This is a genomic window from Paractinoplanes maris (assembly GCF_023544465.1).
In the GTDB taxonomy this organism is placed as follows: domain Bacteria; phylum Actinomycetota; class Actinomycetes; order Mycobacteriales; family Micromonosporaceae; genus Actinoplanes; species Actinoplanes maris.
The window spans coordinates 75,208-86,943 of the sequence record NZ_JALPVL010000021.1 but is presented as its reverse complement, the minus strand read 5'-3'; the positions used below and the strand labels follow the sequence as shown (position 1 = coordinate 86,943).

Below are 11,736 nucleotides of genomic sequence, written 5' to 3'. Positions count from 1 at the left end.
CGACCCAAAAGCAGCAGGGCAGCCCTGAGCCTCTACGCCGTCCTCCGGCACCTGCAATACCAACTCGCCACCTGGCTCGGCTTCTGCCCACACTGCCACCAGCCCGTCCCCACCTAACAAAGTCCTACTAGTCACGCAGCATCTTCAGGAAGTCGGCGAAGCTCGGCGCGAGCGGCACAACCCCCCAGTCCACGCTCCAGAAGACGGATGGATGATCGCCGTCAGCGCGGTGGTCGAAGCAGAAGAAGTCGCCGCCCACATCGGCGGCGAACGGGATGATTCCCTCGTCCAGCACATCAAGCAGAGGGAATACGGCGGCGACGATGTTGCTGACGAACGGCGCATCCTCGAAATGAAGTAGATGGTCGACCACGACCCTGTTGTCAGCAACAAGGATCTCTACCGCGTGGTGAAGGAGAGCGAGCCTCGACTCGCACCCTCCGCCGCCGGCGACGGTGAGGCACCGCTGGGCCCGACCCGCTCCTGAGCGGATCAAGCACGAGCCGGCTGACGCTGCCCGGCGACCGATGGCAGTTCGCCAGGCATCGTGATTTTGCAGCGACTTATATAAGGCGAAGCTGATATCATGCCTCCAGTTCACTCGAGAACTGGAGCGCTCCCTCATGAAGTACACCGTCTCGATGGAGATCGCCCTGCCGCGGGAGAGGGTCGTCCAGCTGCTCGCCGACCCGGCACACCTGCCGAAGTGGCTGCGAGGCCTGGTGCTGCACGAACCGCTGAGCGGGGTGCACGGGCACGTCGGCACCAAGTCACGAGTGGTGATGCACATGGGGCAGCAGAAGATCGAGTGCACCGAGACGATCACGCGCCGGGAACCGGTGGACCTGCAGAGCATCGCCACGCAGGACGTCGTCCATTTCGACCGCGAGATCGTCGGCAGTGGCATGTGGAGCGCCACGCGCGACCGCTTCACCGAGACCGGCCCCGAGACGACGCTCTGGGCGAGCGAGAACGAGTACCGGTTCAGCAGCTTGCCGATGCGGCTGGCGGCGCCCTTGATGACCGGCGCCTTCCGCAAGCAGTCGCTACAACACATGCAGGACTTCAAGGCGTTCGCCGAGCACGGTAAGGACGTCCGGGTCAGCGAGCGGCGCTCTTGAAGGGCGTCATGATGGATACTTCGCGGAGATCCGTGAGGTTGGCCGTTGGTATCAGTTCCACGGTGTCCGTATCGGCGGGTTTGGTGACGGCGGCCCGCCCGATGGTGATGGCGCCGATCTGGTCGCCCTGCTGCGACGGGTCCGCCACCAGGACCCGGTTGCCCTCGTAGACGTCCATTTTCTCTCCGGCTGGGATGTGCTCCATGAGCAGCTTCTCGCCGGTACCCCGTACAGAACCGGGCACGTTACTGATGTTGGTGTAGGCCTGGCCGGCGAAGGCCGCACCGGTGATCAAGCCGATCGTGGCCTCGCGGCGAGCGCGGTCGATCGTTGTCACCCGTCCGACCAGGCCTTCCGCGACGACCGCGAGCTGGCCCGGACGCACTGCCCCGTCCTCGCGGAGCGCTACCACGATCTGCTGACCACTGCGACTGACGACTGCTCCGCGTACGCCTTGGGCGTCACCGGCTGCGCCGCCGTCACCGGGCACGGCGAACACTCTCTTCCACTGAGCGAGCACCTTCGACGACTTGATGAAGCCGGTGACAGTTGTGGTCTCGGCGGTCGCGGAGGGGAGCGCCCGGACGACGAAACGCCCGTTGGCCGTGACCGGGTCCTGCTTGAGTTCTTCATCGACCGTGGTGGTCGACATCTCCAGCGCGGTGACGCCCGGCATGGCGACGGCAATGGCGTAGGTGTCCCAGAAGGCATCACCGGCCACACCGGCCGGTCCGGTCAACCGAGGGCTGACCAGACTGACCACCTGGGTCGTGGTCGGATCGGGCATCGGTCGGTCGGCGCGCAGTCGCAAGGCGTTCGCGGCGGTCGTGTCGCTGGTGAAGAACGCCAGTCGTGCTGCCTTGTGCTCGTCGTAGCCCTGGAGCACGACGACGGACGCCAGGAGACGGTCATGCGCCGCGACCAGGGGCCGGATGGCGGTGTGGGGACCCGCGGAGCCGGTACGATCCCAGACCTCGGTTGCCTCTCGCACCAGGTCGGCATTCACGTCGCCCGCAGCGGACCAGCCCAGAAGGGCGCCGTCCGGAGGCACTGCCACCAGGTGCGGAGCCGGGCCGACCGCGACCAGCCGGAAGACTGATACCAGAATCGCCAGGCATATCGCGGCCCCCGCCGCACCGGCGATCCGGCGCCGGGCACGCAGCCGGCGGGCACGCCGCAGAATGCGAAGCTCGTAGCCTTCGGCGGGACCGACCGGCTCGGCGAGCTTGATCAGGCCATCGCGCAACTCGGTGGGATCAGGCATATCGCACCTCGTGTTCAGCCGCGGCGTCGGGCTCCATCCAGCGCGTACGCAAGGCTTGGAGGCCCCGGGAAGTGAGGCTTTTGACCGTCCCCACCGAGCAGCCCAGAGCCTCAGCCGTGTCCTGTTCCGACAGATCCTCGTAGAAGCGCAGGACGACCGCGGCACGCTGGCGTGCTGACAATCCGTCGAGCGCCCGCCGTAGCCAATCGCGCTGCTCCACCGTCACGTACTCGTCTCGTGTCCGGCCCTCGACCAACCGGCCCAGGGGCTGCTCCCACCAGGAGCGGCGCCGCCGGCTGCTCACGAATGTGTTGAACAGAACCCGCCGTACGTAATGCTCGATGCCTCCCGAGCGCTGCAGCCGCGGCCAGGCCACAACAGTCTTGGCCAACGTTGTCTGGACGAGATCCTCAGCCTTACCCTGATCTCCGCACAACAGGTAAGCCGTTCGCAGCAACGACCCATATCTCGCCCGGACGAAGGCTGTCACCTCCTCATCATCGCGATCGCGCATCAGCCCCCCGCACCCTTGATCTCCATCCCACGAGTGCTACATACGCGTTGGCACCGAGCAAAGGTTGCCGTCACCCGAAACTTCATGTGCGGATCAGTGGGACAACGGTGCCGATGCCGGCTCCGGGGGAGGGAGGAGCATGGTCGACATTGGTGTGCGGCGTCCCGCACGTCGCGTCGTGGCGGTCGTGGTGGCCGCGGCTCTGCTCGGTCTGCTGGCGTTCGCGGTCGACGCCCTCGACGGCCTCGCCGGGCTGGTCGCGACCGCGGTGGTCAGCAGCGGCGTCGCCTGGGGCACGGCCGCGTTGGTGGCCGGATGGACAGCCACAAGCCGCCGGACCGCGGTGATCGGTGCGACCACGCTGCTCGTGGCGGCCACGGTGGTCTATTACCTGTTGATCCTCGTGGTCAGCCGCCGATGGAGCGGCGGCACGCTGGTCGACGGATCATCGGCGGACGGGTACGCGTTGCGTTCGCTGGCGGTCACGACCCTGGCTTGGCTGCTGATATCGGTGGTCGCCGGACCGATCATGGGCCTGCTCGGCCAGATCACGCGTACCGCGCCGGTGCGAAGCGCGGCGCTGGCCGCGGGGGCCGCCTGTGGGTTGCTGTCCGGCCAGGGCTGGCAGGACATCACCGCGGCGCCGTCCTGGCTCCTCCGGATGATCGGTGCTCCGGACGTTGTCTTTGTCCGCGGCGTGGGCGTCGCGGACCTCATCGAGATCATCGTGCCGCTCGCCGTTCTCCTGTGGCTGGCCACCGTCCAGCGCCTCTGGCGGGCCTGGCCGATCCTGCTCGCCGCGGTGATCGCCACCGCGACACTGAGCGCACTGTGCTGGCATGTCCTCCGCACCACCGCGAACCAACTCGGCTGACCGCTCACGAGCGGTGTCAAAAGCCGACGGACAACATGATCGCCGCCAGGTGGCGGCCTCAGGAGAGTGGAGTCATGAAGTTCCTTCTCACGTCGTCGGGCATCCGTAACCCGAGCATCTCCGACGCGCTCGTCGACCTGCTGGGCAAGCCGATCGCCGAGTCCACGGCCCTGTTCGTCCCCACCGGTGTCTACCCTTTCCCCGGCGGCAGTGAGAGTGCGTGGAAGGCGGTTCACGGCCAGGCTTCGATCCCGCTGTGCGGGCTGGGCTGGAAATCGCTGGGAATGCTGGAGCTCACCGCGCTGCCGACCATTCGACCGGAGAACTGGGTCCCGGCGGTCCGGGCGGCCGACGCCCTCCTCGTCTGGGGCGGCGACGTGCTGTATCTGACCTATTGGCTGCGCCAGTCGGGTCTGGCTGACCTCCTGCCCTCGTTGACCGACACGGTCTATGTCGGGGTCAGCGCCGGGAGCATCGCGGTCACCCCGTACAACTGCGACGCGGAATTCGACCTTCAATTCGTCCCCGACGGCAGCGACATGGCGCAGGGCGCCGACCGGGCGCTGGGGCTGGTCGATTTCACGCTGTACCCCCACCTCAATGATCCGGGCATGGAGGACACCGCGCTGTCCAACATTCAGAAATGGGCGTCCGGGATCCCCGTCCCGACTTACGCCATCGACGACAACACCGCCATCAAGGCGGTCGACGGCACCGTTGAGGTCATCTCCGAGGGCGACTGGAAACTGATCAACCCCTGACCGGTACGACCCCGGCGGTGGCCAACTCGATTGACCTTGCCGCGGGAGGCGGGTAGGCCAGTTCCATGCGTATCGACGAGGCGACGCGGGCCCGGCTCGCCCGGGTATCGCAGGCAGTGCGGTTGCCGGCCGCGGCGGTGCCCGTGCTGCTGCCGAGCGATTCCAACGACGTGTGGCGCATCGGCCCGGTCGTCGTGCGCATCTGCTGGCGAGGCGACCGCGAGCGCTTCACCCGCGAAGCGGCGGTGACGTGTGCACTTCCCGCGGGAGTGCCCTACCCGGAAGTGCTCGACAGCGGTTCCGACGGTGAGCTTTCCTGGCAGGTGACCCGGCTGGTTGACGGCGCTCCCCTCTCGACGGTCTGGCGTGACCTGTCCCGCGCGGAACAACACGATGCGGTGAACCAGATCGGGGCCGCGCTGGCCGCACTGCACGCACACCGGTTCCCGGCCGACGTCGTCGCGGCTCTGGCTGCACCGCGCCCGGTCGGCGAGATGTCGACGTCGGCGCTCGTCGGCGCCGACATCACGCTTCTGCCGGTGCGGCGTGCTCAGGCCCTGCTGGCGATAGCGAGGCGCGACGGCGCCGCCGACACCGCGCTCATCGACCAGGTGGCGGCCCGCTTCCACAAACTCGCCGACGCCGACCCCCTGGCCGCCGCCGGCCCGTTCGCCTGCGTGCACGGCGACGCGCACCTAGGGAACGCGCTCTGGAAGGACGGGCGGCTGACGGCGGTGCTGGACTTCGAGTGGGTCCGGCTCGGCCCGCCCGACCTGGAGATCGAGCCCTATCTCCGGGAGGACGTCACCGGACTGACCCTCATCGAGGTGCGCGAGGTGATCGGATGGCTCGCGGAAAGCTACCCGGCGATGGTCGCCGGGCCCGATCTCGTACGCCGTCTCTGGCTCTGTCAACTCGCGAACGCGGTGCGGGAGCTGTTCCTCGACGACGCCGACCGATCACCCGGCAGTGGACCCTGGCGCCGGCTGCGCCGCATCGTCACGAGCCCGGACGATCTCCTGCAGATCCTTCCGGCGGCTCAGTAGCGGAACTTGTGTCGAGAGCTGCGCCGGTTCACCCGGGCCGGTAGATCGTCCAGGTTGTCGCCATGGCGCAGCTGCTCATCCGGCTCATGGCCCTGGGGGAAATCCCGCATCGTCACGACGAAGCCCTGGACCAGGCGGTCCTCGCGCAGATCGCGGTACGTGACCTCGACCAGCACCTGGCTCTTGTCGGCCCGCACCAGCGAGCAGAACACCACACCGTCGCCCGAGCCGCCGAAAGCCCGGCTCAGCTGTTGGCGGTCGTCCGGATGGACCAGGTCGTCCAGGGTGGCCAGCGGCGGAAGATCATCGGTGCCGAGCAGCCGGCGCAGCGAGGGACTGGCGTACCGGATGCGCTGGTCCTCGTCGATCACCGCCATGATGTCGGCGCTGTTCCGGATCACCGCGCGCAGGTAGAGGTCACTGTCGCGGCGGCCGACCGCCTCGACCAGCGAGATGCGATCCAGTGCGAGCGCCGCCTGACCGGCCAGCACCTCGAGGGTGTCGCGGGTGACGGTCAGAGTTTCCCGGCGACCCACCAGGACCAGGGCACCGCCGTTGGGCCGGGCGACGGCCAGCGGTTCCAGCCAGAGCGGGCAGACCAGTGTGGCGCAGTCATCATCCGCGTCCTCGATCCACCAACTTCGCGGTGGTGGGCCGGACCCGAGGTCGGGCACCGCCTCGAGGGCGAGCTGGCGGTCGTCGACGGCGAAGACGGTGCTGCGGATGGCGTCCGGCGGCATGAGCTCGGCGATCGCGGCTCGGACGGCCTCGTCCACGGCCGTGGTGTCGGCCGCGGCGACCAGCGCGGCGCTCGCCTGCCGCAGGCCGCGCTCCCGGGTCAGGGCCTGACCGTTGAGGGTCACCGAGTCGGTCAGCCGGGTGATGGTCAGGAGAAGGGTGATCGCACCGGCCACGGCGATCACCACGCCGTCGCCGACCGTGCCGTTGATCGCCTCGATGAGCAGAACGACCGGCGGGGTGGCGACGGAGATGCCCAGCAGCGCGGCCCAGCGCACGCGCCACGGGCTCGGACGCGGCACCGCGGGCTCGGTGAGCCTGGCCATCGACGGGTGCAGCCCGGCGGCGCCCCAGGCCAGGTAGAGCACCACGAACCCGGACTCGCTCAGCCGTCCCGGCCACAGCGGCTGCGCGATGTCACTGACCAGGACACCCACCGCCCCGACGACCAGCAGCGCGGCCGAGACGTTCGGGCCGACGGCGACCAGCACCCGGGCGACCACCGCGAGCAGCAGCAAGGCCCCGATCACGTACGCCCCGGAGATGTTCCCGATCTGGCCGGCGTCGCCGACGACGAACACCCAGACCACCAGCAGCGTCGAGCACGCGAGCGCGAGCAGGTCGATGAGCCGGGCCCGGTCGACGAGGATCGCACCGACCCGGGTCAGCTGGAGCAGGCCACAGGCGACCAGCACAAACATGACGTAGAAGCAGACATTGGCCACGCCGGCCCGGTTCAACGCGGTCAACACGTCACCGGCGGCGCTCGCCAGGATGGCGCCGGCGAGCAGCAGCCAGGGTCCGATCCGGGCGGGCCGGTGACGACGGACGCCGTAGACGATGGCGGCCGCGCTACCGACTCCCAGCACAATCCATTCGATGGCCCTCAGCACGTCCCACTAGTACCAGCGCGCGTCGCTGTGTGTCCATGTCGCCTGCCACTGGATCACCGGTCGTGAGCAGCCACCGCGGAGCCCTCGGACGGGCCGGGCGGCGCCCGGGAGTAGTTGATGTCATGCAGCTTGCTGACAGTGATCGTGGGTGTGCGACGGCGCCGGGGCGACCCACCATGGAGTCACCGGGGCGGACAACGCCGCCGGAATCAACCGAGACCAGCCGGGTGACCGGCGGCCGCCGCATGCCCGAAGGGAGAGATCCGTGACCGCGTACTCCGTGCTCATCCCGTTCCTGCCGCACCGGCCGGAGCAGGTGCTGCCGTTCGCGGCGCTGGTCTGGCACACCCCGGCCGCCCGGCTGTGGCAGGGTCAGTCCCTGCTGACCGAGGCGCATCAGGGTTTCGCCCATGCGACCGGCGCCGGGTTCCGGGTGCCGACCGGGCTGGGCGTCACCCTGATGCCGCTGCGGCACCCGTACGAGGCGGCCATGCAGGCCCGGTCGCTGGCGTTGACCACCGGGCAGCCGGTGGTCGCGGGCTTCGGCCCGGGCGCGACCTCGCTGCAGCGGGCGCTGCTCGGCCGGCCGTACGGCAGCCCGCTCACCGCCGCCCGGGAGTACCTGACCGCGGTCCGGGGACTGCTCGCCGGCGAGGTCGTCGACCTGGACGGCCGCTACGTCTCCTGCCACGCCGCGCTGCCGGCCCACCCCGCACCCACCGTGGAACTGGGGCTGGGCGTGCTGCGGCCGGCGATGGCACGCCTGGCCGGTGAGGTCGCCGACGTGGCCGTCACCTGGCTCACCCCGGCCCGCTACCTGCGCCGGACGGTCCTGCCGGCGCTGCGCGAGGGTGCCGCCGCCGCGGGCCGGCCGGTGCCCCGGCTGACCGCGATGGTGCCGGTGGCCCTGGCGCAACCCGACCGGCAACCGGACCGGGTCGCTGCTGCTGACCGCGCTCCACGCCGCCGACCGGCTGCGATGAGCCAGGAAGAGATCGTGATGTCGAACAGGCGCCACCTGATGCTGTGGGCCACCGCCGGTCCCGGCGCCGCCGACGCGACCACCCGGATCGTGCTGGACGACGCCGCGCACCTGCCCGCCGTCGTGGACTGCGGGCTGGCCAAGGCCGGCACCGTGCTTTTCGTGCCGGGCGAGCCCGGTGATGCCGGCGCGGCCACGGTCGTCGGCTACGAGGGACAGATCGACGAGCCCGGCGCCGAATTGGTGCTCGACGAGTCGTTCTATCTGCAGATCCAGAGCTACGCGCTGAGCGGCTACACGTCGGTGGTCGGTCCCACGCTGATCCGGATCGCCGACGAGACCGACTTCCGCGCGCCGGCCGGGATCACCGGCGCCGACGTCGACCGGTACGCGCTGGGCTGCCTGCGGCTGGGCGTCTTCGTGCCGCTCACCGTGGTCGTGCCGTGGGGCGACTACAAGGTCGGCGAGCTGCTCACCCTGATCGAGGACAAGTTCGCCGTGCCGGCCGACTTCGCGGCCCGGGTCCGTGCCGACCTCACCGTCGCCGACCGCCCGGCGCTTCCGGACACCGGTACGGGCACCCCGGCCGGCCTGCACACCGGCATCCTCGCCGCCGCCACGCCGCACGACGCCGCCCGCACCGCCGCTCACTGCCGTTCTTCCGATCCGCCGGCACCGCTCACTGCCGGGTGACCCCTCGGGACCGCTCGGCGCGACAGTCGCATCCCGGCGGATTACCGTCGAAGCATGGAAACGGCCGCGCTCGCCGATGAGCTGGTCCTGCTCGCCTACGACGACAGCGGAGCCACCTGGACCGTCGGTGACTATCTCGACTACGGGGTCGCCGGTGCGCTGCTGCTGCAGCTCGCGCTGGCCGGTCGCCTCGAGGTGCGCGACGACCGGCTGGTCGTGGCCGACCCCGCGCCGACCGGTGACGCGGCGGCCGACGCGGTGCTGCGCCGGCTGGCCGGCGACCCGGCCCGCACACCCAGCGCCTGGATCCCGGTGCTGGCCCGCGGCGCGCGGCAGCCCATCCTCGATCGGCTCGTCGAGGCCGGGGTTCTGCGCCGCGAGCAGGGCAAGGTGTTCGCGGTGTTCTCCCGTACCCGATATCCGGCGCCCGGCGGCGTCGAGCCGGCCGCCGAGCGTGACACCCGGCAGCGGATCCGGGCCGCCGTCGAGGGCAGCGGGCCGGTCGAGCCGCGTACGGCCGCCCTGTGCGCCCTGCTCAGCGCGCTCGGCTGGGAGCGGCAGGTGCTCCCGGACCTGCCCGCCGACCTGGTCAAGGCCAGGATGAAGGAGCTCGGCGCGCAGCCCTGGGCGGGGGCCGCGGTGCAGCAGGCAGTGGTCGACGTCCAGCTCGCCGTGCTGGCCGCGATGATGCTGGTGGTCAATCTCGACTCGCCCACCGACTGACGTTCCGGCAGGAAACTGCCATGCAGCTTCTGCCGTCCCGGCCGCCCTACCGATCGATACGCCCCCGGAGAAGACTGGTGACCACGAGGTTCACTCTCCGGCAAGGATTGGTCGATGACGACGTCGTTCACTGTCGGCTCTCTTTTCGTCCCGGCCTCCACGGCCTGGGACTGATGGTTTCCGTACGCCGGTGCCCGGGCTCACGGGCACCGGCCCGGCGGCCCGCGTGACGGCGGGACCGGCGGCGTGAGCCCGGCGGCCGTGCCGGTGACGACCGGGAACACCACCATCGTGGTCGGCCCGGCCGGCGGCGGTGCGGCCCACCGGGAGCTGGCCGCCCGGGTGATCAGCTGGCGCTCGGATGCGGTCGGCGATCTCGTCCGCCGTGCGGATCTCGCAGCCGGCGTCGCGCAGCCGGCCCAGGAACGCCCGCATAGTGGCGTTGACCCGTACCGGATGCTGGTAGATGGCCCGCATCCGGACGCCCCGCCCGAGCAGCTCGAGATCCTGGGTCTGCGACTGTGCCATCGCGGCGTCCGACAGGATGCCCGGGTGCGCGCTGAAGACCTCGATCGAGCAGCGCCGGGCCACATCACCGATCAAGGTCCGCACCGGTTCCACATTGGCCACGACGTCGATGGCCTCGCGCCGGTTGCGGACGTGCCGGTTGTCGTAATAGACGGAGCTCAGCGCGGTCAGCTCGAACCGCAGCTCGGCCGCCCGCCGCTCCCGGCCCTTGATCTCGATCTCGATCGGATTGATCAGGTCGGCGATCGCGGACTCGGGGCTGGACGGCAGCAGGTCCCCCACCCGATGCGGTGACGGTCGCAGCAATCGCAGATCGGTGAGTTTCGCCAGCTGGGCACTCACCTCTCCGCACTGTGTCCGGTGGTACGGCGACGTGCGGCGGGCCCAACGAGAAGCGCGTGAGCGCCCCGCCCGCCCCGAACCGAACCAGGCACCCGCGTCTCTAGTGCCCGAAGTCCGCTCGGGCAATCGTCGCGAGCAATGATCGTCATCGAATTTTCGCACCCTTGTGCGAATCGAGACCTTTGACCGTACGGGTCAATATGTGCCCTGAATCGACGGAGTCCGGCCACTGCGACCAGCTCGATGCGGTTGGGTCCGCCGCCCGCTCACCGACCGGCGGGCGCTGCGATCAACCGTTGCACGACCGGTTCTGTCAGTGGCCGCCGATACCTTGACCGAATGAAAGACGACGCTGTGGGAAGTCTGGTCGAAGACCGATTGGTCAAAGCGTTGGCGGCACAGGTCGGCGAGGGCGAGGTCGCCTTCACGGCCGAGACATTGGAGCACCTTCACGGGTTCAGCCGGGACGAATCGACGCGATTCCTGAGCCGGGTCGGCCTGGCCTCCCGCGACGACCCCCGAGTGGAGACGCTGCTTCGATTGCTGTCGGATGAGGTGCCTGCGGTTCCGGAGTTCGAGGATCCGTCGCCCGAGCCCACCGGAGAATGGGTTGCCACCCTCATCTGCATCCTGGCGGAACAGGTCAGCGCCGCCGAGCCGGCCGATCTTGTGCCGGCCGCGGCGGCAGCGCTCGACGATCTGAGCAGAGCCGAGGCGAGACTGTTCTTCGGCGAAGCGGGGCACCTCGTCCACTACGGCGGCGACAAGCCGATCCTGCACTTGATCCAGCGGGTCGCGCGGGCTCAGCGCCACCAAGCCGGCCTTCGATGCGGCGACAAGGTCGAGCTGATCTCCGAGCTGCTGCCCGATCCACCAGACTTCGAGGTGAGCTGGCACTACTACGTCGTCCACGTCGGGAACGACGACACAGTCGACGTGCAACCGGAGTTGGTCATGGAGTACCTCATCGAAACGGCTCCGGCCTCCGCGCTGGTGCCGGCCACTTCCGAGGCATGAGCGGATCAGCAGGCGGCGGCAGGGCAATGCCCCAGACCTTCCTCGGTGGGCCCGGCAAGACGCTGCTCGGTGAGATCGCACGCGACCAGGTGACGCCGGCCGAGACCAAGCTCGGTCTGGTCAGCCTGCTGCGCCTCGGTTTCGCAGCCGGCGAGGGCGTGTCGCTCACCTTCCCGCGGGTCGACCGTAAGAACGCCGAGTCGCTCGCGGCGGCCCTTCAGCCGGCGCCGGTCGCCTGAC

At 69.7% G+C, this 11,736-nt stretch carries 13 protein-coding genes; 8 read left to right on the top strand and 5 right to left on the bottom strand.

The window, feature by feature from the left end:
* Nucleotides 1–127: 127 nt before the first annotated feature.
* Nucleotides 128–373, bottom strand: a complete 246-nt coding sequence (locus NAG42_RS45270) for an SMI1/KNR4 family protein (RefSeq protein ID WP_250038407.1) — start codon at nucleotides 371–373, stop codon at nucleotides 128–130.
* 250 nt (nucleotides 374–623) lie between these two features.
* Between NAG42_RS45270 and NAG42_RS43450 the strand changes: the two genes are divergently transcribed.
* Complete coding sequence (locus tag NAG42_RS43450; RefSeq protein WP_250038406.1) at nucleotides 624–1,121, top strand: SRPBCC family protein; 498 nt, start codon at nucleotides 624–626, stop codon at nucleotides 1,119–1,121.
* Here NAG42_RS43450 and NAG42_RS43445 read toward each other — a convergent pair.
* On the bottom strand, nucleotides 1,102–2,367 hold the full coding sequence (locus NAG42_RS43445; RefSeq protein ID WP_250038405.1) for a rod shape-determining protein MreC: 1,266 nt from the start codon (nucleotides 2,365–2,367) through the stop codon (nucleotides 1,102–1,104). The two genes, NAG42_RS43450 and NAG42_RS43445, sit on opposite strands and share 20 nt — an antisense overlap.
* A 10-nt stretch (nucleotides 2,368–2,377) precedes the next feature.
* A complete protein-coding gene (locus tag NAG42_RS43440) occupies nucleotides 2,378–2,899 on the bottom strand; it encodes a SigE family RNA polymerase sigma factor (protein WP_250038403.1) in 522 nt (173 codons plus the stop codon).
* Between the two features lie 139 nt (nucleotides 2,900–3,038).
* On the opposite strand from NAG42_RS43440, the gene NAG42_RS43435 reads away from it, so the two are divergent.
* The 3 genes from NAG42_RS43435 to NAG42_RS43425 all read left to right on the top strand — a co-directional run bounded on the left by NAG42_RS43435 (nucleotide 3,039) and on the right by NAG42_RS43425 (nucleotide 5,580).
* The gene (locus NAG42_RS43435; RefSeq protein WP_250038402.1) at nucleotides 3,039–3,773 is read left to right on the top strand and encodes a hypothetical protein; all 735 of its coding nucleotides are present in this window, start codon (nucleotides 3,039–3,041) and stop codon (nucleotides 3,771–3,773) included.
* 74 nt (nucleotides 3,774–3,847) lie between these two features.
* On the top strand, nucleotides 3,848–4,534 hold the full coding sequence (locus tag NAG42_RS43430; protein ID WP_250038401.1) for a Type 1 glutamine amidotransferase-like domain-containing protein: 687 nt from the start codon (nucleotides 3,848–3,850) through the stop codon (nucleotides 4,532–4,534).
* 65 nt (nucleotides 4,535–4,599) lie between these two features.
* Nucleotides 4,600–5,580, top strand: a complete 981-nt coding sequence (locus NAG42_RS43425) for a phosphotransferase family protein (RefSeq protein ID WP_250038400.1) — start codon at nucleotides 4,600–4,602, stop codon at nucleotides 5,578–5,580.
* Here the strand turns inward: NAG42_RS43425 and NAG42_RS43420 are convergent.
* On the bottom strand, nucleotides 5,574–7,211 hold the full coding sequence (locus tag NAG42_RS43420; protein WP_250038399.1) for a PAS domain S-box protein: 1,638 nt from the start codon (nucleotides 7,209–7,211) through the stop codon (nucleotides 5,574–5,576). The two genes, NAG42_RS43425 and NAG42_RS43420, sit on opposite strands and share 7 nt — an antisense overlap.
* Nucleotides 7,212–7,476: 265 nt before the next feature.
* Here NAG42_RS43420 and NAG42_RS44740 point away from each other — a divergent pair, with 265 nt between their 5' ends.
* The gene (locus NAG42_RS44740) at nucleotides 7,477–8,886 is read left to right on the top strand and encodes an LLM class flavin-dependent oxidoreductase (protein ID WP_308201260.1); all 1,410 of its coding nucleotides are present in this window, start codon (nucleotides 7,477–7,479) and stop codon (nucleotides 8,884–8,886) included.
* Between the two features lie 54 nt (nucleotides 8,887–8,940).
* Nucleotides 8,941–9,609, top strand: a complete 669-nt coding sequence (locus NAG42_RS43410; protein WP_250038398.1) for a GOLPH3/VPS74 family protein — start codon at nucleotides 8,941–8,943, stop codon at nucleotides 9,607–9,609.
* 90 nt (nucleotides 9,610–9,699) lie between these two features.
* Here the strand turns inward: NAG42_RS43410 and NAG42_RS43405 are convergent, their stop codons facing one another.
* Complete coding sequence (locus NAG42_RS43405) at nucleotides 9,700–10,479, bottom strand: hypothetical protein (protein WP_250038397.1); 780 nt, start codon at nucleotides 10,477–10,479, stop codon at nucleotides 9,700–9,702.
* A 243-nt stretch (nucleotides 10,480–10,722) separates the two neighbouring features.
* Between NAG42_RS43405 and NAG42_RS43400 the strand changes: the two genes are divergently transcribed.
* Both NAG42_RS43400 and NAG42_RS43395 read left to right on the top strand, forming a co-directional pair.
* The gene (locus tag NAG42_RS43400) at nucleotides 10,723–11,496 is read left to right on the top strand and encodes a hypothetical protein (RefSeq protein WP_250038396.1); all 774 of its coding nucleotides are present in this window, start codon (nucleotides 10,723–10,725) and stop codon (nucleotides 11,494–11,496) included.
* A gap of 26 nt (nucleotides 11,497–11,522) precedes the next feature.
* The gene (locus NAG42_RS43395) at nucleotides 11,523–11,735 is read left to right on the top strand and encodes a hypothetical protein (RefSeq protein ID WP_250038395.1); all 213 of its coding nucleotides are present in this window, start codon (nucleotides 11,523–11,525) and stop codon (nucleotides 11,733–11,735) included.
* Nucleotide 11,736 lies beyond the last annotated feature (1 nt).